The organism is Ornithinibacillus sp. 4-3 (assembly GCF_040958695.1).
GTDB lineage: Bacteria > Bacillota > Bacilli > Bacillales > Amphibacillaceae > CALAMD01.
Genome location: NZ_CP162599.1, coordinates 1,171,397 through 1,194,278 on the forward strand (window position 1 = coordinate 1,171,397; position 22,882 = coordinate 1,194,278).

The 22,882-nt window shown below is 34.4% G+C and carries 19 protein-coding genes; 15 read left to right on the forward strand and 4 right to left on the reverse strand.

Annotated elements, in window-relative coordinates:
• Nucleotides 1-104: 104 nt before the first annotated feature.
• The 7 genes from hemH to AB4Y30_RS05730 all read left to right on the forward strand — a co-directional run bounded on the left by hemH (nt 105) and on the right by AB4Y30_RS05730 (nt 7,993).
• Nucleotides 105-1,049: a ferrochelatase gene (hemH, locus tag AB4Y30_RS05700; protein WP_368654525.1), complete on the forward strand. Its 945-nt coding sequence runs from the start codon at nt 105-107 to the stop codon at nt 1,047-1,049.
• The gene (gene hemY, locus AB4Y30_RS05705; protein ID WP_368654526.1) at nt 1,042-2,448 is read left to right on the forward strand and encodes a protoporphyrinogen oxidase; all 1,407 of its coding nucleotides are present in this window, start codon (nt 1,042-1,044) and stop codon (nt 2,446-2,448) included. The genes hemH and hemY overlap by 8 nt, the downstream gene beginning before the upstream one ends.
• Before the next feature lie 170 nt (nt 2,449-2,618).
• The gene (locus tag AB4Y30_RS05710) at nt 2,619-3,356 is read left to right on the forward strand and encodes an MBL fold metallo-hydrolase (RefSeq protein WP_368654527.1); all 738 of its coding nucleotides are present in this window, start codon (nt 2,619-2,621) and stop codon (nt 3,354-3,356) included.
• 87 nt (nt 3,357-3,443) lie between these two features.
• Nucleotides 3,444-4,439: a lipoate--protein ligase gene (locus AB4Y30_RS05715; RefSeq protein WP_368654528.1), complete on the forward strand. Its 996-nt coding sequence runs from the start codon at nt 3,444-3,446 to the stop codon at nt 4,437-4,439.
• Nucleotides 4,440-4,502: 63 nt separating this feature from the next.
• Complete coding sequence (locus tag AB4Y30_RS05720) at nt 4,503-5,555, forward strand: M20/M25/M40 family metallo-hydrolase (RefSeq protein ID WP_368654529.1); 1,053 nt, start codon at nt 4,503-4,505, stop codon at nt 5,553-5,555.
• A gap of 301 nt (nt 5,556-5,856) precedes the next feature.
• Nucleotides 5,857-7,500: an ABC transporter substrate-binding protein gene (locus tag AB4Y30_RS05725; RefSeq protein WP_368654530.1), complete on the forward strand. Its 1,644-nt coding sequence runs from the start codon at nt 5,857-5,859 to the stop codon at nt 7,498-7,500.
• A 118-nt stretch (nt 7,501-7,618) separates the two neighbouring features.
• A complete protein-coding gene (locus tag AB4Y30_RS05730; protein WP_368654531.1) occupies nt 7,619-7,993 on the forward strand; it encodes a rhodanese-like domain-containing protein in 375 nt (124 codons plus the stop codon).
• Nucleotides 7,994-8,020: 27 nt separating this feature from the next.
• Here the strand turns inward: AB4Y30_RS05730 and AB4Y30_RS05735 are convergent, their stop codons facing one another.
• Nucleotides 8,021-8,443, reverse strand: a complete 423-nt coding sequence (locus tag AB4Y30_RS05735) for a hypothetical protein (RefSeq protein ID WP_368654532.1) — start codon at nt 8,441-8,443, stop codon at nt 8,021-8,023.
• Nucleotides 8,444-8,598: 155 nt separating this feature from the next.
• Between AB4Y30_RS05735 and AB4Y30_RS05740 the strand changes: the two genes are divergently transcribed.
• From AB4Y30_RS05740 to AB4Y30_RS05750, 3 genes are all read left to right on the forward strand, one after another.
• Nucleotides 8,599-9,102 (forward strand): competence protein ComK, encoded by a 504-nt coding sequence (locus AB4Y30_RS05740; RefSeq protein ID WP_368654533.1) that lies wholly within the window; start codon nt 8,599-8,601, stop codon nt 9,100-9,102.
• 276 nt (nt 9,103-9,378) lie between these two features.
• The gene (locus tag AB4Y30_RS05745; RefSeq protein ID WP_368654534.1) at nt 9,379-10,017 is read left to right on the forward strand and encodes a TVP38/TMEM64 family protein; all 639 of its coding nucleotides are present in this window, start codon (nt 9,379-9,381) and stop codon (nt 10,015-10,017) included.
• Entirely contained in the window at nt 10,018-10,272 is a 255-nt protein-coding gene (locus AB4Y30_RS05750) for a phage holin family protein (protein WP_368654535.1), read from the forward strand.
• A 43-nt stretch (nt 10,273-10,315) separates the two neighbouring features.
• Here the strand turns inward: AB4Y30_RS05750 and AB4Y30_RS05755 are convergent, their stop codons facing one another.
• A complete protein-coding gene (locus AB4Y30_RS05755) occupies nt 10,316-11,071 on the reverse strand; it encodes a class I SAM-dependent methyltransferase (protein WP_368654536.1) in 756 nt (251 codons plus the stop codon).
• Between the two features lie 490 nt (nt 11,072-11,561).
• Here AB4Y30_RS05755 and addB point away from each other — a divergent pair, with 490 nt between their 5' ends.
• From addB to AB4Y30_RS05770, 3 genes are read left to right on the forward strand one after another with little or no spacing between them, the layout of a single operon-like run.
• Nucleotides 11,562-15,059, forward strand: coding sequence for a helicase-exonuclease AddAB subunit AddB (gene addB / locus AB4Y30_RS05760; protein ID WP_368654537.1), 3,498 nt, complete (start codon nt 11,562-11,564; stop codon nt 15,057-15,059).
• Nucleotides 15,060-15,071: 12 nt separating this feature from the next.
• Nucleotides 15,072-18,764, forward strand: coding sequence for a helicase-exonuclease AddAB subunit AddA (gene addA / locus AB4Y30_RS05765; protein ID WP_368654538.1), 3,693 nt, complete (start codon nt 15,072-15,074; stop codon nt 18,762-18,764).
• 25 nt (nt 18,765-18,789) lie between these two features.
• Nucleotides 18,790-19,230, forward strand: a complete 441-nt coding sequence (locus tag AB4Y30_RS05770; protein WP_368654539.1) for a GNAT family N-acetyltransferase — start codon at nt 18,790-18,792, stop codon at nt 19,228-19,230.
• Between the two features lie 49 nt (nt 19,231-19,279).
• On the opposite strand, the gene dpsA is transcribed toward AB4Y30_RS05770, so the two are convergent.
• Together dpsA and AB4Y30_RS05780 are read right to left on the reverse strand one after the other, a co-directional pair.
• Nucleotides 19,280-20,170 (reverse strand): dipicolinate synthase subunit DpsA, encoded by an 891-nt coding sequence (dpsA, locus tag AB4Y30_RS05775; RefSeq protein ID WP_368654540.1) that lies wholly within the window; start codon nt 20,168-20,170, stop codon nt 19,280-19,282.
• A gap of 137 nt (nt 20,171-20,307) precedes the next feature.
• Nucleotides 20,308-20,934, reverse strand: coding sequence for a peptidylprolyl isomerase (locus AB4Y30_RS05780; RefSeq protein ID WP_368654541.1), 627 nt, complete (start codon nt 20,932-20,934; stop codon nt 20,308-20,310).
• 170 nt (nt 20,935-21,104) lie between these two features.
• Here AB4Y30_RS05780 and AB4Y30_RS05785 point away from each other — a divergent pair, with 170 nt between their 5' ends.
• Both AB4Y30_RS05785 and AB4Y30_RS05790 read left to right on the forward strand, forming a co-directional pair.
• Nucleotides 21,105-22,307 carry a DUF2157 domain-containing protein gene (locus AB4Y30_RS05785; protein WP_368654542.1) on the forward strand — a complete coding sequence of 401 codons (1,203 nt, stop codon included), beginning with the start codon at nt 21,105-21,107 and terminating at the stop codon, nt 22,305-22,307.
• Entirely contained in the window at nt 22,304-22,807 is a 504-nt protein-coding gene (locus tag AB4Y30_RS05790) for a hypothetical protein (RefSeq protein WP_368654543.1), read from the forward strand. Before AB4Y30_RS05785 ends, AB4Y30_RS05790 begins: the two co-directional genes overlap by 4 nt.
• The last annotated feature ends 75 nt before the right edge of the window (nt 22,808-22,882 follow it).

Here is a 22,882-nt window from a genome sequence, read left to right on the forward strand (position 1 = left end):
TTAGCGTAACTGAGATAAAGAAAAGTAAGCTAGTTATCAAAGTCTGCTGAAAAAGTAATGACTTTAAAATAATCTTTAAAAATTAAAAAAGAGGTGTCAAGAAATTGAGCAGAAAAAAAGTGGGACTATTAGTTATGGCATATGGAACTCCATACAAGGAAGAGGATATTGAGCGTTACTATACCCATATTAGACATGGAAGAAAGCCTTCTGAAGAAGCGTTACAAGATTTAACAGAAAGATATCGTGCAATTGGTGGTATTTCACCATTAGCAGAAATCACAAAAGCTCAGGCAAATGGTTTGATGGACAAATTAAATGAAATACAAGATGAACTGGAATTTTCAGTGTACATCGGTCTAAAGCATATTGAGCCATTTATTGAAGACGCTGTTCAGCAAATGAAAGATGATGGGATAGAAGAAGCAGTTTCTATCGTGTTAGCACCACATTACTCTAAATTTAGTGTTAATACATATAATGAAAGAGCGGTACAAGAAGCAGAGAAATTAGGTGGTTTAAAAATTTCTTCTGTGAAGCATTGGCATAATGTAGAAGGATTTATTAATTTATGGTCAGAACATTTGACGAAGACTTTGGACAGTATGCCTAAAGAAGAACGTGATCATTCTATGTTAATCGTGTCTGCGCATAGTTTACCAGAGCGCTTTGTAACTGGCGGGGACCCTTATGTAGAACAATTAGAAGAAACAGCACGTCTTATTGCTGAAAAAGCTGGTGTAAAAGATTATCGTATTGGTTGGCAAAGTGAAGGAAACACACCAGATCCTTGGTTGGGTCCAGATGTTCAAGATTTAACTCGAGATTTATATAATGAAGGGAAATATAAAGCATTTATTTATGCGCCTGTTGGATTTGTAGCGGATCATTTAGAAGTACTTTATGACAATGACTATGAATGTAAAGTTGTTTGTGATGAAGTCGGTGCAAAATATTATCGTCCAAAAATGCCAAATACAGAACCGCAATTTATTGAAATGCTTGCAGGAGTGTGCTTGAATCAATTGAAGCGTGACACCAATGAGTAAAGAAAAAAATATTGTCATTGTTGGTGGGGGAATCACCGGTTTAGCAACTGCTTTTTATTTACAAAAGGAAATAAAAGAAAAACAATTACCATACACCATTGAATTGATTGAAGCGAGTGATCGTCTAGGTGGAAAAATTAAAACCTTTCGTAAAGATGGCTTTGTTATTGAACGAGGACCAGACTCTTTCTTGGCACGTAAGCAACCAGCTGTAAAACTAGCTGAAGATCTAGGTATTGCTGATCAGCTTGTGCGTAATGGAACAGGGCAATCATATATCTTAGCAAATAATAAATTGCATAAAATGCCACAAGGTTCTTTTATGGGTGTACCAACAGAGTCAAAACCTTTCTTATTCTCTGGCTTATTCTCGACTAAAGGAAAGATGCGAGCAGGTTTTGATTTTGTTTTGCCAAAAGGGAAAGCTGTAGAAGATCAATCATTAGGAATGTTCTTTCGACACCGTTTTGGTGATGAGCTTGTTGATAACCTAATTGAACCATTATTATCTGGTATTTATGCGGGAGATATGAATAAGATGAGCCTAATGGCCACTTTTCCTAACTTTTACCATTTAGAGCAACAGCATCGCAGTCTTATCAAGGGATTAAAGAAATCTATGCCACCGAAGAAAAAAACGAAAGAAAAACCAAAAGGTGGAATGTTCTATTCGTTTAAAAACGGACTTGAGACTTACATAGATGCATTAAAGCAACAACTGCAAGACATAAAAATTACAATGCATGAACAAGTCGATCATATTGAAAAGAAGGAACAAGGCTATCATTTGCTGTTAAGCAGTGGTATGGTTGCAAAGGCAGATGCAATTGTTTTAACTTCTGCACATCACACAGTACCAAAAATGTTTAGTCAGTATGATTTCTTCCAAGTGCTTAATGATATCCCATCAACATCTGTAGCAAATGTAGCATTAGCTTTTGATGAAAAAGCACTAAAGAAAGATATTGATGGTACTGGCTTTGTTGTAACAAGAAAGAGTGATTATCGAATTACAGCTTGCACATGGACACATCGTAAATGGCCGAATTCAACGCCAGCTGGAAAAGTATTATTACGCACATATATTGGCAAGCCAGGAGATCAGGAAATCGTTGATCTGCCGGATGATGAAATTATTGATATTGTACTACGTGATTTAAATAAAACGATGAAAATCAAGAAGAAGCCTGAGTTCTACGTAATTACAAGATGGAAAGAAGCAATGCCTCAATATACAGTTGGTCATATTGAAAGACTAAATCATATCCGAACAGAAATGCTAAACCATTTACCTGGAACATTCCTTGCAGGTAGCTCTTATGAAGGTTTAGGAATTCCAGATTGTATTGAACAAGGGGAAAAAGCAGTACAGCAAGTGCTTGATTTCTTAAATGATTAACAGATAAAGGACTGGACAAAAAATTGTTCAGTCTTTTTTTATAAAGGAAAGCGAAGTATTAAATTCTTTTAACCCTGCCTAATAGCATAATTGATTTTGTAGAATGTTCTTTTTCACCTAAATACAGTATGATGAAAATAAAGAAACATTAATAAATGAGGTGATAAGTGATGAAATTAACAGTAGTAGGTTGTTGGGGCGGCTATCCAGCAAAAGACGGAGCTACTTCCTGTTACTTACTTGAAAAGGATGGCTTTGTATTAGCTATAGACATGGGGAGCGGTGCTTTAGCAAAGTTACAGCATTATTATTCTGTGATGGACCTTGACGCAGTAATTCTTTCACATTACCATCATGATCATATGGCAGATATTGGTGTGTTACAATACGCACGTCTGACTCAATTTTATGTAACAGGGAAAGATACTATTTTACCTATTTATGGCCATTTAGAGGATGAGGAAGGTTTTGCGAAATTAACACATCAATTTACAAAAGGCGAAGTATATGAACCAGATAAAACATTAACTCTCGGCCCATTTTCCATCACTTTTCTAAAGACAGCTCACCCAGTTCCATGCTATGGCATGCGAATTACTGATGGAGAGACAAGTCTTGTATATACAGCAGATACTGCATTTCAAACGGAATGGATTTCATTTGCAGAAAATGCAGATTTACTTATTGCAGATTGTAATTTTTTTGCTGACCAAGACGGTTCAGTAGCTGGTCATATGACAAGTAAAGAGGCAGCAACTATTGCGCAAAAGGCGAATGTTGGACATTTATTATTAAGTCATTTGCCACAGTATGGAGATTTACAGCAATTATGTACAGAAGCTAGCGAATTTTATCAAGGTACGATAGACTTGGCGACAACTGGCTTTGTATGGGAAAATGAAAAATAATATGCTTATACTTTGAATGCATGTTCTTTTTTTATAAACTAAAGAGAAGACCACTTAATCTATTAAAGAAAATGGAGGTAATGTAGAATGAAGTTTATTGATAATAAAGGAATTACAGATCCTTATATTAACTTAGCAATTGAAGAATATATTTTACAAAATTTCGGAAATGAAGATACATATTTATTATTTTATATTAATGGTCCATGTATTATTATTGGGCGTAACCAAAACTCTGTAGAAGAAATCAATACAGATTATGTAGATAGTAATGGTATTAAAGTTGTTCGACGTCTTTCTGGTGGTGGAGCTGTATACCAGGATTTAGGTAATTTGAACTTTAGTTTTATTACTAAAGATGATGGAGAAAGCTTCCATAATTTCGCAAAATTTACCCAGCCTGTTGTTAAAGCATTAAACAGACTAGGGGTGCCAGCAGAGTTGATAGGACGTAATGATTTAGTTGTAGAAGGACGTAAAATTTCGGGGAATGCTCAGTTCTCTACAAAAGGTCGAATGTTTAGCCACGGTACGCTTATTTATGATTCAGAGATTGAGCATATTGTTTCCTCATTAAATGTGAGTAAAGAAAAAATTGAATCAAAAGGTATTAAATCCATCCGTAGTCGTGTAGCCAATATTTCTGAGTATTTGACAGAGAAGAAAACAATGGAAGAGTTTGTTGAAATTCTTTTATGCTACATATTTGATGTGGCAGATGTAAAGGATGTTCCAAAGTATGAACTAACAGAAAAAGACTGGGAAAATATCTATGAAATTTCTAAAAAACGCTATCAAAAATGGGAATGGAACTTTGGGAAATCACCAGCATTTAATATTAAAGCTTCTCATAAATTCCCATCTGGACTATTAGATGTTCGTTTAGATGTGAAAAAAGGAATCATTGAAAACTGTAAAATTTATGGTGATTTCTTCGGTTTAGGGGATGTTAAAGATATTGAAGAAAAACTAATTGGCGTTCGCCACGAGCGAAAAGCATTAGAAGAAGCATTAACTGATGTCGATGTGCCATATTACTTAGGAAAAATTCAAAAAGAAGATTTAATTCATTTAATTTATTAAGGGAAAGATACAGCTTATGAATGACATAGGCTGTATTTTTCAAATTCATTAAGGAGGGACATAATGAATAAGGATTTTTTAATGGATTTACTTCATACTGCTTCACCATCTGGACACGAGGTAGAAGTACAGAAGAAATGGTTAAACTATACGAAACAATTTGCTGATGAAATAAGAATTGATGATATTGGTAATGCCATTGCAATTTTAAATCCTGACGCAAAATTTAAAATTTTATTAGCAGGTCATTGTGATGAAATTGGTTTAGTAGTTAATCGTATCGATGAAGAAGGATTTTTATACTTTGAACGAGTTGGAGGAATTAACCCGAAAGCAGCAGTTGGGATGAAGGTGAATGTGTTAACCGAAGAAAAGACATTACCTGGAGTCATTGGAGTTAATGCACAGCACCATGGAGGTATTAAAAAGGATTTTACATTAGCGGATTTATTTATTGATTGTGGCTTTAAATCGAAAGCAGAAGCCAATCAATATGTTCATATAGGAGATTACATTGTATATGAATCACAACCGGATACGCTAATGAATCGTTATCTTACAGCTCGAGGCTTAGACAATCGAACAGGCGCATTTATTGTGGCTGAGGTACTTCGCAAATTAAAAGAAAAAAATTGTAATGTCGGTGTCTATGCAGCTAGTACTGTGAATGAAGAAACGAATATGAGTGGTGCTTATTTTGCAGCAGCAGGAATTCAACCAAATGTTGCGATTGCCACTGATGTAACCTTTGCGACAGACTACCCAACAGTAGATAAGCAAAAACATGGAGATGTTCGTTTAGAGCAAGGACCTGTTATAGCAAAAGGAAATATATTAAATAAGAAAATAATTCAATTATTAGAACAAGCTGCAAAAGAAGAAAATATACCACTACAATATGAATTAGTGAACGAAAAAACACATACAGATGTAGATTTAATGCTTTATACGAATAAAGGTGTTCCATCTGCAATGGTATCCTTACCATTACGTTATATGCATGCACCATTGGAAGTAGTAAGCTTTAAGGATTTAGAATATGAGATAAATCTATTAGTAAAAATGATCGCTAATTTAACAGGTGAGGAAAAATTAAGTCCATTAGCAGAAATTTAATTACAAATAGTAGGAAAATAAGACAGTAGAAGGTTAATTTATATTAATTTTCTACTGTTTTTATTGTGGAAAAAAGAATAGAATTCATTAATTTCAGAAAAAATTGACTTATCTTATTAGATTGACTATAATGAAAATTAATCACATAGGTCTATTGTTGGGTAAAATGTTCTAAGGAGGGGAATTTTTTAGAAATAATAGCCCAGGAAACAATAAATCTATGTAAATTTTTTTGAGTAAAATGTTCTTTAAAACGACTGAATTTGATCTTAAAAAAACAGAAAAAGAAAAGGGGAATACAATGAAAAGTACGAGGATATTGCTTACATTGTTTTTAGTATTATTAGTTGCTATTGGGTTAATTGGTTGTAGTTCAAATACTACAAAGGATGATGAAAAGGACGATCAAGACACTGCACAAAATGAGACAGATGATAGTACAGATGATTCTGATGAAGATGCAGATGAGCCTGCTGCTTCAGGGGGAACTTTACGAATTGCCTACTCTGCACAGCCGCCAAGCTTAGACCAGCATTTAAGTACAGCTGCAGCAACGACAGAAATTATGGGAAGTGTTTATGAACAGCTAATTTCTGTAGACTCAGAATACCAAATTGTACCTCAATTAGCTGAATCCTTTGAACAGAGTGATGATGGATTAGAAATCACATTTAAGCTACGTGAAGGGGTTCTTTTCCATAATGGCAAAGAAATGAAAGCAGAAGATGTTGTTGCTTCAATGAACCGTTGGAAGGACTTGCCTGGAGGACGAGGGCAATTTGATGATGCTATCTTTGAAGAAATTGATGAATACACAGTTGTATTTAAATTAGACAAACCTTTATCGACAGCACTAACAGCATTATCTCAAGGTGGAACAACATTTTCAGGAATTATGCCTAAGGAAGTTGTAGAAGCAGCAGATGAAACAGGAGTAACAGAGTTTATTGGAACAGGACCATTTAAATTTGTGGAATGGGCGCATGATCAACATGTAAAATTAGAGAAATTTGATGATTATGTGAGCCAAGAAGGTGAATCAAATGGTCTAGTTGGTGAGAAAGCAGCGTTGGTAGATGAAATTATTTTTGAATTTGTTCTTGATCCATCTACTCGTGTAGCAGGAATTCAGTCAGGACAATATGACATTGTTCATAATATTCCGAATGATAATGCGATATTATTAGAAGGTACTCCAGGGTTAGTAAGTCATGTAGCATCTGGTATTTCGACAATGGTCGCTATTCCAAATAAGAGTCGTGGAATCTTCTCTGATGTACGTGCACGTGAAATGCTAGCTGCATTAATAGATTATGATGAAGTGATGACAGCTGCATATGCTGATCCGCAATATTATCGTTTAAGTCATGGAATGATGTTAGAACCTCAAGAGGCTTACTGGTATAGTGAGCAAGGAAAAGAGAAGTTCTATCAAAATGACCCAGAAAAGGCTAAAAAAATTTTAGAAGAAATTGGTTATGATGGAGAAACAGTTACAATTATTACTGACCGTGAGTATGTAACACATTATAATGCGGCAGTAGTTTTACAAAAGCAATTAGAAAGCATTGGAATGAATGTAGAATTACAAGTATATGATTGGGCGACATTATTAGATAAGGTAAAAGATCCTAACGAAGAGTATGATTTATATGCAATGGGGCATAGTTTACGTGCAGATCCAACTGCAATTTACTATTTTGGTAAAGGTGAAGGCGGATTTACAGAAAGTGAAGAGCTAGATCAATTATTAGAAGAATTTAGAAATCAACCAACTCTAGATGATACTAAAGAAGTATTTGATAGAATTCAAAAATGGCATTGGGAGTATATTCCAGCACTCAAACTTGGGGAAGTAAGTCGTACAGAGTTTTCTACTGATAAAGTAGAAGGATTACGTCACCAAGGAAGAATGTTATTATGGAACGTTTCTAAATCAGAATAAAGCTTAAAGAAGCAATGACATGCGTAGTGAATTTGTCATTGCTTCTTTTCAATAAAATAATTGACTTTTTAGGCACTTGACCCTATTGTACTAAATAGGGAGTAAAAGGAGTGCTGCTATGAATATTGTCGATATTATTAGAATTTCTCTTGTTGTAATCGTATTATTTTTTATTCTAAAACGTTTTCTTCCTGTGGACGGAATGAAAGTAATCACTAGTGAAGAATTAAATGAACGCTTAAAACATCCAACAAAATATCAATTTATAGATGTTAGTATTGCACGTGAATACAAAAACTTTCATATTAAAGGATTTAAAAGTATGCCTTTACGAAGAATAAAAAGAGATGCACATCAACTTAGTAAAGAGAAAGAAACTGTAATTATTTGTCAATCTGGGCATATTAGTAAAGAAGCGTGCCGTAGATTAAAGAAGCTTGGATTTACAGATTTAACCATAGTAAAAGGTGGAGTAAGTATGTGGAGAAAATAATTCTCTACATACTTTTTTCCTTTCTAATTACCAAGTTGTTTCCAGAAGAACTTTTAAAAACAAATCATGTAAATCAGCATTGACATACAAGAAATGTGCATGATGTTCTTCATCAAATAATAAAATATATGGTTGCTCAGTACTCTCATTAGGATAAATAATAATGATTTCATTTATAGAGGATTGAAACCATTCATTATCGATAAAATAATCATCTTTTAATGGGATTTTTAACATATATCCCGCTTTAGGGATTGGACTAACTTGTTTAACAATTCCTGAAATAGTTTCCAAGCAAGCTTCTATATTCATAACAGTTGTATCATGAATTGGTAATGTCTCTACAACCATCCCTTGAACAATATCAAATAGTTCTGCTTGATCCTCTTCTGGTGCTTGTGCCATAAAGCTTGTTACAATAGCCATTGATAAAATAAAATTTTTAAGCATATTATCACCTCTATTCTAGTTTGTCCGTTTATTTTATAAATAGTAAAAAATATGTAGAAAAAATATCGGAAAATTATGTTTTTTTATATCTTTTTTTGTTGTTTTTTGATAAATTAGTTATATAGACCTCTTTCTTTTCATATTTAAATGAAAGGATGATAGTTTTGCAATATGTCAATTCCCACGAAATAACACCTCATACATTAGCAATAATTCCACAGCATAATGAAGAAGGTAAAATGATCTCCTATGTGATTGAAGAACAGGAGGAGTTTTATGTTTCACGACCTCCTAGTAAAATAGTTGATGAAGCATGTAAGTTCTTTGGTTCGTCACTACGCGGCAGACAAGAAGGCACCCGTGCTATTTCTGATTTAACGCATAAAGCTCCTATTTCTATTGATCCTGCCAGTGGTATGTATTTCTTTCCAACATCCTCTCCCATTAGTCCAAATTGCTCTTGGATTGCCCATACACATATTCAGAAAATCCTTCCAGCACCACAAGCACAAACGAAAGTTGTTTTTAAAAATGGGAAAAGCATTGTTTTAGATATTTCGATTGGTTCTATGGAGAATCAAGTAAATCGTACTGCGCAATTTCGATATCTTTTGGACAATCGGATTAAAATGATTTCCAGTGCTCTGCAACGAAGCTAATGATTCGTTTCATGAAATTTTTGTGTTATTTTCACCTCTCTATATAAAAAAAGTTCATGATTATGTTAAAATAGAAAAGGTTTTGCGTTTCATAATTGGTTGTATAGTGAAATGGAATTTTTATCGTTAAAATAAAATGTAGTAATATGCTTTTAAGAAAGAGGTCTATGATTAGAAGATATAGATTATAGATGTTTTGTCTATGCTAGGTAATGGGTATATAATGAGATGGATGATTAAAGCAAAATTTGATGCTCTAGACGGGGAGAAATATATATGCAATACATAAGCACTTTAATTGCAGATTTTAAACAATCGATGGCTGATGACCAATTAAATGAATATATTATGCACTTATTAAGCGAGTATGAGAGTCTAGGACCTATACCTGGGATCTCATTACTTTTTATTGAAGCTTTTCTACCGTTTTTGCCAATGTTTGTGTTTGTTTTGGCGAATGGAGCTGCTTACGGTTTGCTTAAAGGTTTTTTCTATTCATGGATTGGTGCGAGCTTAGGAGCAATTTTAGTATTTTTAATTATACGTAGACTAGGTAAACGAAAATTATTTATGAAAATCAGAGCGAATAAACAGGTGAAAAGAGTAACTACGTGGGTAGATCGACACGGCTTTGGACCGTTATTTTTATTGCTTTGTTTTCCATTTTCGCCATCCTCTGTTATCAATGTAGTCGCCGGTCTTTCTAAAATAAGTACTCAGCAGTTTATTCTAGCTGTACTACTTGGAAAATCGGTAATGATTTTCTCCATTGCCTACATCGGGTCAAGTTTTGTAGAATTTGCTAAGAATCCGTTGAAAACAGTTGCTATTGGGATTGGGATATGTCTGTTTTGGATTTTAGGGAAGTTCATTGAGAAAAAATTACAAGCAAAAAGCGAAGTAAATAAAATATAAGTGAAATTTTTTCTAAAGCTACTATCATTTGTTATTGTAGATTATGTGTTAGGGGCTTTAGTTGCTGTAAGTGACGGTCAATTGAACAGTAAAATTGGCTTGATAGGAATTACAATAACTTATTCAATAGACAGAATCATGGAAGATGGCACAGATTTAGTCATCTTCTTTTGTTTGTTGGCGAATGAATTATTAAGTGTTTTAGAAGCAATACCAGAGGTTTTGAAAAAAGTAATATATTTATTGTTTAGTTAAAAATAGAGGGCTTTCTCACCCTCTATGTCCAATTTGATAAGTATTAATCCTTATTAGCTTCAAATGTAATTATTTGGTTTGATTTATTTGGATATTGTCCATAATTATAATCTGCTGATATTACTATGTTTTTAAATCCGATTTGCTCAAGGATCGTTCTAAATTCTTCAACTCCATACCAACGTAATGGGAATTGTTCGAGTTCCGTTTGTAAAAGTACGCCATTACGCCACTTTTCGTAGCGATTATGGGCTATTGTATATTGATTGATATAGTCAACCTCGACTATCTTATCTTCCAATGTAATCATATCACCATTCTCACATTCCCAAGTTCTTGTTGAAGCTTTATCCACTGATAAATCAGTTTGTAAAAAGATATCTAAAATTAGTCTACCTCCATTGGAGAGATGATTATGGAAGTTTTTTAAGGCCTTAATGGAATCAGCCCTTTGGTGTAACAGCAGAAATGTTCCAGTTGGCACAATAATAGCTTCGTAATTTGTGTTTAAAGAAAATGCCTTCATCTCTCCCTTAAATAACTTAGGATTGAATCCTCTTTGTTCGCAATTATGATGGCAAATTTTTAACATCTCTTCAGAAACGTCAAAACCATCTACTTTCAAACCTTTTTGTAAAAGTGGAATCAGAATACGACCAGTTCCAACTCCAGGTTCAAGGATTTTACCTTTACAAGAAGCTAATCTGTTGCTATAAAATTCCACATCACCAAATGAAAGGCCAATATATTTGTCCATATTATATACTTCCGAAGAAAGTTTACTATAATAACCCAACATAGATTTTCCCCCTCCCGCAATTCTCTTTCTGTTTTTATTATAGCTTATAAATACTTATAAAATGAGATTAAAAATCACTACAGATTGCTTTGGGTACTCTAGATAATAAACTGATGATATACAAAACACTTTGAAAAGCTAAGTATACCAACTGTTATGTTACAATAGGGATAGATAGTTTTTTTGTTATTTTCATAAAAAAAATCAATGAAATAAATGATTATAAATGTAATGAGGCAGGAGCAGAAGAAAAACTAAGCTTGAAATTCGAATAATATTCAAATGTAGCATAGGAAATATACGAAGACTCCTCATGGGCTAAAGTCGATCATATCCTGTCATTCGAGGCTCTCCAGCCGCCCAAGGAAAGCGAAGTATATTTCCGAAGTGGGTATTTGTACAAGTTATGTTTGGGATTAGCTAAGCAATAAATTCTTTTGTCTCAGTCTCTTAAAACTTATTTTTGTCAAAGGAAAATGAGGGGATATATATGGGACTCCGATTTGTATTAGGAAGAGCAGGTGCTGGGCAGAGTAATTATCTACTTCGAGAAGTAAGAGAGAAATTACAGCATGAAGCGCGTGGTCCTGCTATTTTTTATATCGTTCCAGACCAAATGACATTTCAACAAGAATATAAGCTTTACCAAGAAAACCATGTGCAGGGGAGTATGCGGGCGCAAGTCGTTAGTTTTTCACGACTAGCATGGCATATTCTTCAGGAAACAGGTGGAGCAACAAGACCTTTCATTAGCTCTGTGGGAATTCAGATGATGTTACGGAAAATTATTGAAGAAAAACAAGGTGATTTTCAAGTTTTCCAAAAAGCATTAGAAAAGCAAGGTTTTTTAGATGATCTTGAAAATATGATCACTGAATTTAAAAGATATCGTATAAGTCCGGATACTTTATTGAATCAGATGGATCGCATGAATGAATTTGTTCATAAGGAATCTAGTGAACAATCGCTTCTCTATAAACTAGATGACTTATACTATATTTATCAACAATTGGTCTCTCAATTACAAGGAAAATATTTGGACGGAGAGGATCGATTACAATTACTTGCAGAAAAAATCGAGCTTTCGAAGCAATTAGAAACAGCTGAAATTTACTTAGATGGTTTCCACCGCTTCACACCACAGGAATTATTAGTTGTGGAAACTTTATTAAAGAAATGTAAGCGTGTAACGATTGGATTAACGGTTGATCAAGTAGATGAAAATATGTCAGAGCTTGATTTATTTTATCAAACAAACGAAACCTATTGCGCTTTACGTAGTCTCACAGAACAATATCAAATTCCGATAGAGGAAGTCATTCGTTTACGTCCAGAGGATGCACGATTTAAAGAAAGACCAGCAATGCAGCATTTAGAAAATCATTTTGATACAAGACCTTCTCCAGCTTTTTTGGGTAAAGCGCCAATTCAAATGGCAGAGGCTATCCATCCTCGAGCAGAGGTTGAAGGAGTGGCTCAAGAAATTATTCGTTTAGTTCGTGAAGAAAATTATCGCTTTAAGGATATGGCAATTTTTATTCGTCAAACAGATATGTATCATGAACTTTTGTCCACGATATTTGAGGATTATGGTATTCCCTTATTTATTGATGAAAAGAAAACGATGTTACATCACCCTTTAATTGAATTATTGCGTTCGGCATTAGAGATTGTAGAAGGTAATTGGCGTTATGATACGGTATTCCGAGTGATTAAAACAGGCTTTATTCGTGCAGATGATGAAGAGTATCCATTGACGAATGATGCAATAGATGAGTTGGAGAATTATGTTATAGAGCATGGCATTAGATCAAGAGAAACTTGGTTTTCTGATCAGCCATGGATATATCGTAGGTTTAGCGGATTTAGCCAAAGGGCTCAAACAGATGAAGAACTAGAGATGCAGCGTAAAATAAATGCCTATCGAAGACAAGTAGTACAAGGACTACAAACTTTTGATGAACAAATACGTCAGGCTAAAACGATTCGGGAATTATGTGAAACTACTTTTAGATGGTTAGAGCATATAGATGTCCCAAGTCGCTTAGAGGAAATTCGTGAAGCTTATGACGCTAGTGCTGAAAATGAGTTAGCTCGTGAGCAAGAGCAAGTATGGGATGCTATTATTCAACTTTTTGATGAAATGGTGGAGATGGCCGGGGAAGAAGTATTATCATTGTCTTCCTTCCGCTCTATTTTAGATGCTGGTTTAAAGTCGCTTAAGTTTTCGCATGTTCCACCAAGTATAGATCATGTAATTGTTGGAACCATTGATCGCTCGCGTATTAGTGGAATTCGCGCTGCGTTTTTACTCGGTGTGAATGAAGGAGTTTGGCCAAACAAACCACCTTCTGATGTGATTATAAGTGAACAAGAAAGAACGCTTTTAGCTTATCATGGTCTACAATTAGCAGAAAATAGTCAGCGTAAATTATTAGATGAATGGTTTTATATTTATTTAGCTTTTACAGCAGCACGTGATTTTCTATGGATTAGCTATCCAATTAGTGATGGGGAAGGAAAGGCTAAAATACCTTCACAATTAATCAAACGAATAGCAGAATTATTTCCTATGCTTAATTCACCTATCCTACTTGGAGATCCAGAAGAAATAGAGGATGCAGAACGCTTTATTACTACATCAACGACAACTCGTTCTGTCTTAACAGCAAAATTAGCTAAATATAAACGTGGGTATCCAATGAAAGAAATTTGGGACCATGTCTTAAATTGGTACATTTCTAATGAACCGAAGTATGGTACGACGTATCAAGTATTACAAAGTATTTTTTATGAAAATAGACCAAAAAATTTATCTAAACAAACCGTTGGAAATCTTTATGATAAACAAATAAAGACGAGTGTTTCTAGACTGGAAATGTATTATCGCTGCTCTTATCAGCATTTTGCTCAATATAATTTGCAATTACAAGAGCGTAGAAAATATACATTAGAAGCACCAGATATCGGCAGCTTATTCCATGAGGCATTAAAAATGATTACGGAATGGGTACAACGTGAAGGCAATGATTTTGCAAACTTATCGCGTCAAGATGCTAAAGCATATGCGCAGCGTGCATTAAACGATTTAGCGCCTATTTTACAAAATCAAATATTATCAAGCTCTAATCGATATCAATATATAAAAAATAAGCTGTTTCATGTCATTGCTAGGGCGACTTATATTTTAAGTGAACAAGCACGAAAAAGTGGTTTTTCGCCTGTTAGTGTAGAGCTTAGCTTCGGAGAAAATGGGAAATTAAACCCACTGGTGATTACACTTCCAAATGGCTATGAATTATTGTTTAGAGGAAGAATTGATCGAGTGGATAAAGCGATGGTAGGGTCTGATCTTTATTTACGAATTATTGATTATAAATCAAGCGAAACTGGCTTGAATTTAGTTCATGTTTACTATGGAATAGCCTTACAAATGCTAGCTTACTTAGATATTATTCTCGCTCAATCAGAATCTTGGTTAGGTATGAAGGCTTCGCCAGCAGGTGTACTCTACTTCCATGTTCATAATGCGATGCTGAGAGATTTCGAGCAGATGGATGAGCAGAAAATTGAAGAAGAATTATTTAAGCAATATAAAATGAAAGGATTGCTTATCTCAGAGGCTGATGTAGTTAAAGAGATGGATACAACCTTAGATAAAGGCTATAGCCAAATTGTTCCAGCTGCAATTAATGCTAAAGGTGGATTTTATAGCAATGCGAGTGTAGCAAACGAGCAAACCTTTGATGGTTTACGTGCACATATCCATGATTTAATTATTCAAGCGGGAATTGATATTACCTCAGGAAGAATTGATTTAGCACCTTATGAATATAAAGAGAGAAATGCTTGTACATTCTGCCAATTTAAATCAGTTTGTCAGTTTGATCCAAGCTTAACAGAGAACAAATTCCGAACATTAAAAGATAAAAAAGATGAAGAAATTATTCATGAAATATTGCAGAATAAAACACTAGATTTAGAGTAGAGGAGGGAGTAGATGGTAAAGTGGACGAAAGAACAGGAAGCGGCGATCTATGCTACAGGGAAAGATACGCTTATTGCAGCCGCAGCTGGTTCAGGGAAAACAGCCGTACTTGTAGAAAGAATTATTCAAAAGGTCATTTCCAAGGACAATCCAACAGATATTGATTCATTATTAGTTGTTACATTTACAAATGCAGCAGCAGAAGAAATGCGAAATCGTGTAGCAGAAGCCCTGGAGCAAGAGATTGCTAAAGATCCAGCATCAACTCATTTAAAGAAACAATTATCGCTTCTGCAGCGTGCTTCCATATCTACACTGCATTCCTTCTGTATGAATGTTGTTAGAGAATATGCTTACTTATTAGACATAGATCCTGCATTTCGAATTGCTAATGATGTGGAAACAGATCTAATTAAGCAAGATACATTAGATGATTTATTTGAAGAATGGTATGGGAAAGAAGGAGAGGACCGAGAATTATTTCTAGATTTTATTGAACGCTTTTCTAATGATAGAAATGATCGGGAAGTAGAAGCACTTGTACTTTCTCTTTACACATTTGCTATGCAAAACCCATGGCCAGAACTTTGGTTAGATGAATTATTAGCAAATTACCAGATTGCTGATGATTGGCAAGAGGAAGACTTTGCATGGTTGAATTTGATGAAGGATGAAATGCGTTTTGAGCTAGAGGCTGTAGAGCAGGAACTAGAGTTAGCCATAAATCTAGCAAATGATCCAGGGGGGCCAGCGCATTATGTAGAAGCGATAGAAAACGACCAACAGCAAATAAATAAAATAAAAGAGAATATTTCTAGTTGGCAAGATTTACAACCGATGATGACATCTTTAAATTTCAAAAGATTATCGACTAAGAAATATGAGTGTGATGAAGAAAAGAAAGAAAAAGCAAAGAAACATCGGGATGCTTATAAAAAACGATTAGAAGACATAAAGAAGAAATGGTTTATCAGGGATTTAGCAAGCCATGTGGAGGATATGCGTAAACTATATCCTGTATTTGAACAATTAATAAGCTTTGTAAAAGAATTCCAAAAGAAATATACAAAAGAAAAGCAAGAAAGAGCGATTGTTGATTTCTCTGATTTAGAGCATTATTGTTTGGATGTGCTTGTGGAAGAAGATACAACATATGGAGAGTTAAAGCCTTCCTTTGTTGCCCAAAAATTAAAAGAAAAATACACAGAACTATTAGTTGATGAATATCAAGATACTAATTTAGTTCAAGAGACGATTTTACAATTGATTTGTCGTCCAGATCCTGGAAATATGTTTATGGTAGGAGACGTAAAACAGAGCATCTATCGTTTTCGTCATGCCGAGCCTACTTTATTTATTGAAAAGTATAAACGCTATGCCGATGAACCAGAAGTCGGAAAGCGAATTGATTTAGCACGAAACTTTCGTAGTCGCGAAAATGTATTAATAGGCGTAAATTATATCTTTAGACAATTGATGGATGAGAAATTGGGGGAAATTGCTTATGATCAAGATGCAGAACTAATTTATGCCAATCATCTCTATGATCAGCTGCCAATGTTAAATAGTGAGCCAGAGCTTGTTATGATTAATTCAGATAATACTTCAAGTTCAAATGAAGATGAGGCAGAACAGCTAGAAAAAGCCCAATTAGAAGCCAGACAATATGCGAAGTTAATCAAAACTTGGATTGGTGATAATGGTGAAGCACCCGTACAAGTAATTGATAAAGCAACACAACAGAAACGGAATATTCGTTTTAGTGATATTGTTATTTTACATCGTTCCTTAACTTGGGCTGGTGTAATTATGGAAGAATTTAAAAAGCAAAATCTTCCAATCTATGCAGAGCTATCTACTGGTTATTTTGAAGCGATTGAAATTAAAATTATGATTAGCTTCCTGAAGGTTATTGATAATCCAAGACAGGATATTCCTTTAGCGTCTGTACTTCGTTCACCTATTGTTGGTTTAGATGAGGAAGAACTAACACAGATTCGTTTGGCAAAACCAGGTGTGGACTTTTATGAAGCTTTACTAGTATATAAGAAGCAAGTTGATGAGAACCATCAGCTTCATCGATTTTTAAATATGTTAGAAGTGTTTCGTGTTCAATCTCGACAAGGGGCTTTATCAGAGCTTATCTGGCAAATTTATCGGGAGACAGGTTATTATGATTTTGCTGGAGGAATGCCAGGAGGAAGACAGCGTCAGGCCAATTTGCGCGCACTTTATGATCGAGCAAGAACATATGAGCAAACATCATTCCGTGGACTATTTCGCTTCCTTCGATTAATTGAAAGAATGGAGGAACGTGGCGAGGATTTAGGAGCAGCATCTGCACTTAGTGAAAAGGAAGATGTTGTACGTATCATGACGATTCATAGTAGTAAGGGGTTAGAGTTCCCAGTGGTGATTCTTGGAGGATTAGGCAGACAATTTAATATGATGGATTTGCGGAGTAAGTATCTAATTGATAAAGACTATGGATTTGCTACACAATTTATTGATCCAGTGAAACGAATCTCTTATCCAACTTTGTATTATCATGCAGTAAAAAATATTAAACTACGTCAGCTTCTTGCAGAGGAAATGCGCGTATTGTATGTAGCATTAACCCGTGCAAAGGAAAAGCTTGTGATGGTAGGTACAGTTACAGGATTAGAAAGTAAAATAGAAAAATGGCAGGAAACAATCAATCATGATAAATGGGTATTACCAAGCCATATAAGAGTTGCTGGGAAATCCTATATAGATTGGATAGGACCTGCACTAATGCGACACCAGCATAGTGAAGCATTAAGGACAGAAAGCTTTGATCTGGCTCCAACAGAAATTATCAATGATCCATCAAGCTGGAATTTTTCTGTAGTCGAAGCAAGCGAGCTTACAAAAGTTTCAGAACTAGAAGAAATTCCAGAAGAGGAATTAAAGCAGAGAATTGTGAATTGGAAGATACAGCCACTTGAAAATAATGAATTAACAGCTCTGGTTGACCATCGTTTAACCTATCAATATCCTTTTGAGGAAGCAGTTCGTGCACGAGCAAAACAAACTGTAACAGAAATCAAAAGACAAAGGGAGCAACGAGATGACTTTAGCGCAGATCAATTAATTGCTTACCGCACACCAATTGTGAAACGACCTTCCTTTATGCAAAAGGAAAAGAAAGTAACCGCAGCAGAACGTGGTACAGCAATGCATACGGTAATGCAACATTTGCCATTAGACAAAGAATGGACGAGGGAAGGACTTAGACAGTTCCTAGATGTATTAGTCAGAAAAGAAATCATCCATGAAGATATGGTTGAACATATTCATATTCCTTCGATTTTAAAATTTTTAGAAACAGAAATTGCGCATGAAATCAGGCAAGCAGAAACAGTGTATCGTGAAGTGCCTTTTAGTATTGCATTATCAGCAAAGGATGTTTATAAAAATTGGAATACAGATAAAGAGGAAAAAGTCTTAATTCAAGGAGTAATTGATTGTTTGATACCTAAAGAAGATGGTTGGATGATGATTGATTATAAAACAGATGCAATCTTTGATGAAATTACAGAGGAATTAAAGCATGATTTATTTAAACGATATGAAACACAAATAAGTTTATATAGACAGGCTGTAGAAACCATTTGGCAGCAGCCGGTAAAAGAAGCATATCTTTACTTTTTCTCGAAATCACTGCTTATTTCTTGTAATTGAAAATCAATTAGAAATGAGGGAATGAATGAAAGTTATTTTTCGTTCTTATACAGATACAGACTATCAAGCCTTCATGCAAATGGTAATAAAGCTTTATAATGAGGACCCAGAAGGGGATAAGATAACAGAAGAAAAAATCAATGCAACGATTAAAGAAGCTAAAGATCATCCATGCAAAGTAAGCATAAAAATATTCATGATGGGACATTCTTATGCTGGTTATGCAATACTTGTTTATTTTTGGAGCAATGAATATGGTGGCGATGTCCTACACATTGATGAATTATATGTCGAAAAGGAATTTAGAAAGCGAGGAATTGCTACTGATTTTTTGGAAAGTCTTGTGACTGGAGAGGCTGTAGCTTTACAATTACAGACTACTAAGGCTAATCAACGAGCAGAGAAGTTTTACCGACAGCAGGGATTTAGAGCATTAGAAAACAACCATTTATTTAAGAGGATTTAATGATATTCAGTTATGAGAGATGGGGAAGCATTAAAAAAGCGGAGCTGATTTAGCTCTGCTTTTTATATTGTTCTTCCAACAATTCATTTATAATTCGTCCAATGACTTTTCCAGCTGTTTTAGGAGCTGTTTTTCCGGGCAGGCCTAAGCCATGAACTGTTTTTATCCCGACTTTTTCAGCATAAGCAAAATCTGTTCCACCAGGGGCAGAGGTGATATCAATAATCAATGTCTCTTTACTTACCTGATCTAAAAGTTCCTTGTTGAGAATAAGATGTGGGATCGTATTGATACAAATATCCATATCTTGGATTTGCTGATCAACTTCATTTAGCCGAATTGGTTGTAATCCTAATTCTGTAATCCGAGCAATATCGGTTGATTTTCTTGCTGCTACATGAACATGAGCACCAACATTTTTGAATAATCGAGCTACTGTAAAACCGACTCGCCCAAAGCCAAGTACAAGTATTTTGGCTCCATGAATCGTTGTGTCTGTTTCATCTATAGCGATTTTTAATGTTCCTTCTGCTGTTGGAATAGAGTTATAAATTGCTAAATCATCTCGAGCAAATAAAGTAACTAACTTGCGTTGGTTTTCTTCCGCAAGCTGAGTTAGAAAGTCATTTGTTGTACCAGAATAAATGATACAATGCTTTGGAGTTTGATTTAATATTTCTGCGTTTATATAAATTTCTTCTTCCGAATACATTGCTTCCATTTTCCCTTGAGCATTTGTTCCAGATACTGGTAAAACAATGGCATCTATTTTACTGAAATCCATAGTATCTAGGGAATGTGAATGGATGTTTGGCTGTTGAACAGTGAATTGATCATAACCAATAACATGCACATTTGCTCCATTTCCAATAAGATCATCCATAACAATTAGAAATCTGGCATCTCCGCCCATGATTAATATATTCATACCTTGTAACACGTAAACACTCCTCCCGAAAAAATCCGCATATGTCTATCGTATGTATAACTGCCTAAAGAAGTGAAAAATTTTTTGCATAAATTGTTTTTGAAAAAGAAAGTAAGCATGCATTGTGCTTACTTTCCTCTTATTTTTGACTAATTGGCAATTGTTTCAGGTTCTTGATATGTATAGCCTTTTGTATTCACAGTCATTGTTTTAATCTTTTGTTCTTCGACTGGTTTGTCATTTGCGTCACGATCAACGTCAACAATTTCATCAACGATTTCCATTCCTTGAATGACTTTACCAAAACCGGCATAATTACCATCTAAATGAGGTGCATCAGCAACCATAATGAAAAATTGTGATCCAGCTGAATCTGGATGTGATGAACGGGCCATTGAAATAACTCCACGTTCATGGATTAAATCATTTTCAAAGTTATTAGAGTTAAATTCACCTTTTATAGAATAATCTGGTCCTCCCATACCTGTACCGGATGGATCTCCGCCTTGAACCATGAATCCGGGTATTACTCGGTGAAAGATGACGCCATCATAATAATTATCCTCAATTAAAGCAATAAAGTTTCTAACCGTATTTCGAGCGATATTTGGATAGAGTTCAATCTCTATTTCACTTTCATCTTCCATAATTATCGTTACAATTGGGTTTTCTTTGATGTCTGTATCATCTGTTTCTTTTTCTTGTTTACTACAGCCTATTAAAAGGGAAATAGCAGTAAAAGTAATAATTAAAAATAGTAATGATTGTTTTTTCATATTATCCTCCAGTGATTTTTCAAATGTTATCAAAATGCCAATTACATCTAGAGTTATTATAGCATGTCTGTTTCTTTTCAAGGCTATATATAATCATTTTATCTTATGTTATAATTATTACAAATTTTCAAATAAAATAAGTCATTTTCTTATGGGAGAAGGTGCTTTTGGTGGATAAAGGAAAGTTAAAGCGGGAAGGTCAAAAGTGGGTAGATGATGAAATTATTACAAAAGCTCAGCTAGAGCAAATTTTGGATCGTTATCAGAAGCGAGACCCGAATTTTCTTCTTGTTTTATTTGCTGTATTATTAACGGGCTTAGGTTTTCTAACATTCATTTTCTCAGATTGGGCACAGGTACCTCATTTCTCTAGAGTACTTATTGTACTTGTTGTGACTATAGGTTTATATGTATTAGGTGATTTTCTACATCGTAAAAGATCTATTTTACTTGGAATTAGTTTTATTAGTTTAGGTTATATTGTGTTCGGAGCAGGTATGTTCTTGATCTTAAATATATATCAAGTACAGGTATGGTCTGTATGGCCATTTATTATCTGGAGTATCATTGGATTAATCCTATACTTTATTTATGAACATAAACTGCTTTATGCTTTAGGATTAACCGTAATTACAGTGGGACAAATTTACAGTGAAATGAATTTTTCTGATTTCAACTGGATCCTGTTTCTTGTGTTCCTAATTGGTTTTGCACATTTCACATATCATCATGCAAATAGGTTATTTGGTTATTTATTTGCACTCAGCTTTGTATTACAAATGCTTATGCTGATTCTATCGTATTCAAAGGATTATTATTGGTTGATTATTTACATTCTAATCCTTTATATAGTTAGTCAATATATACCGAAGCAACCTTTGAAGGAAGCTTTTTATTACACTAGTTTGCTGAGTATATTTATCTTAGGAATGGCTCAAGCATTTATGCTACAAGATGACTTTTATCTTGGAAGATTGCAGTTTGAAACGATTTTCTTCATCGTATGGGGAATCTTATTCGTCCTTAGTCTATTAAGTAAAATCATGCAAAAACGTCAGCTGGAAATCATTGATCTTATCCTGTTTTTACCTATTTACTATCTGCCATTTCCGTCGATGTTTGCTTTAATTATTCTATTTGTGTTTTCTATTTGTTGGCTTATTATTGGTTATCAACAGGATAATAATAGTCAAATTCAGACAGGGACAATTGCTTTCTTATTAAGTACGTTTACCGTGTATATTCAGTATGCTTGGGATACGATGAATAAATCACTCTTTTTCTTTGTAGGCGGGATCTTGCTCTTTCTTATTAGCTTTATTTTTCAAAGACAGAGAAAGAAATTACTGGAAAGCGGAGGTACAAAGAAATGAAAAGGATAGCATTTTATACGGTTTTGTTTATCCAAATCATTGTACTTAGCTTATTAGCAATACAATATAATTTAATTGATCGAACTGACAAAGAAGTACAATTATTGCTCCAGGATCGTACCTTTTATTCTGAAAGCACACCAATTTATATTAATTATGAAATCGAGGAGATACCAAAGGAAAAATGGGATATTGAAGTAGACCAAGAAGATGTAGATTCCGTATATGTTCTCCTTGAACAAGGGGAAAATGGTATTTCTAATGTTAGCAAAGTGGTTTTAGAGAAACCTAATAAAGATGCTGCTCAAGCTTTTCTAAAAGCGAGTTTTTCATATGAGAATAGAGGAATGTATTATGTTCATTATGAAAGCTTACAGCGTGTAATGGATGAGAGATTGATTGAAGGCATAGAATCAGACAAAGCATTAGTAGCAACAATAAAAATAGCACCATGGGGTCAATCTAAAATCACCTCCATTGAAAATATAGCGAAAGAATGACAAAGTAGGTTAATTATTTTCTTTCCGCATTGTCCATGATATGATATCGAAAGGAAGATTATTTGTAAGGGGGAA

Coding starts and splice junctions, on each gene's coding strand:
- hemY (WP_368654526.1), top strand. CDS start 1,042: ATGAGTAAAGAAAAAAATATTGTCATTGTTGGTGGGGGAATCACCGGT.
- AB4Y30_RS05710 (WP_368654527.1), top strand. CDS start 2,619: ATGAAATTAACAGTAGTAGGTTGTTGGGGCGGCTATCCAGCAAAAGAC.
- AB4Y30_RS05715 (WP_368654528.1), top strand. CDS start 3,444: ATGAAGTTTATTGATAATAAAGGAATTACAGATCCTTATATTAACTTA.
- AB4Y30_RS05720 (WP_368654529.1), top strand. CDS start 4,503: ATGAATAAGGATTTTTTAATGGATTTACTTCATACTGCTTCACCATCT.
- AB4Y30_RS05725 (WP_368654530.1), top strand. CDS start 5,857: ATGAAAAGTACGAGGATATTGCTTACATTGTTTTTAGTATTATTAGTT.
- AB4Y30_RS05730 (WP_368654531.1), top strand. CDS start 7,619: ATGAATATTGTCGATATTATTAGAATTTCTCTTGTTGTAATCGTATTA.
- AB4Y30_RS05735 (WP_368654532.1), bottom strand. CDS start 8,443: ATGCTTAAAAATTTTATTTTATCAATGGCTATTGTAACAAGCTTTATG.
- AB4Y30_RS05740 (WP_368654533.1), top strand. CDS start 8,599: ATGATAGTTTTGCAATATGTCAATTCCCACGAAATAACACCTCATACA.
- AB4Y30_RS05745 (WP_368654534.1), top strand. CDS start 9,379: ATGCAATACATAAGCACTTTAATTGCAGATTTTAAACAATCGATGGCT.
- AB4Y30_RS05755 (WP_368654536.1), bottom strand. CDS start 11,071: ATGTTGGGTTATTATAGTAAACTTTCTTCGGAAGTATATAATATGGAC.
- addB (WP_368654537.1), top strand. CDS start 11,562: ATGGGACTCCGATTTGTATTAGGAAGAGCAGGTGCTGGGCAGAGTAAT.
- addA (WP_368654538.1), top strand. CDS start 15,072: ATGGTAAAGTGGACGAAAGAACAGGAAGCGGCGATCTATGCTACAGGG.
- AB4Y30_RS05770 (WP_368654539.1), top strand. CDS start 18,790: ATGAAAGTTATTTTTCGTTCTTATACAGATACAGACTATCAAGCCTTC.
- AB4Y30_RS05780 (WP_368654541.1), bottom strand. CDS start 20,934: ATGAAAAAACAATCATTACTATTTTTAATTATTACTTTTACTGCTATT.
- AB4Y30_RS05790 (WP_368654543.1), top strand. CDS start 22,304: ATGAAAAGGATAGCATTTTATACGGTTTTGTTTATCCAAATCATTGTA.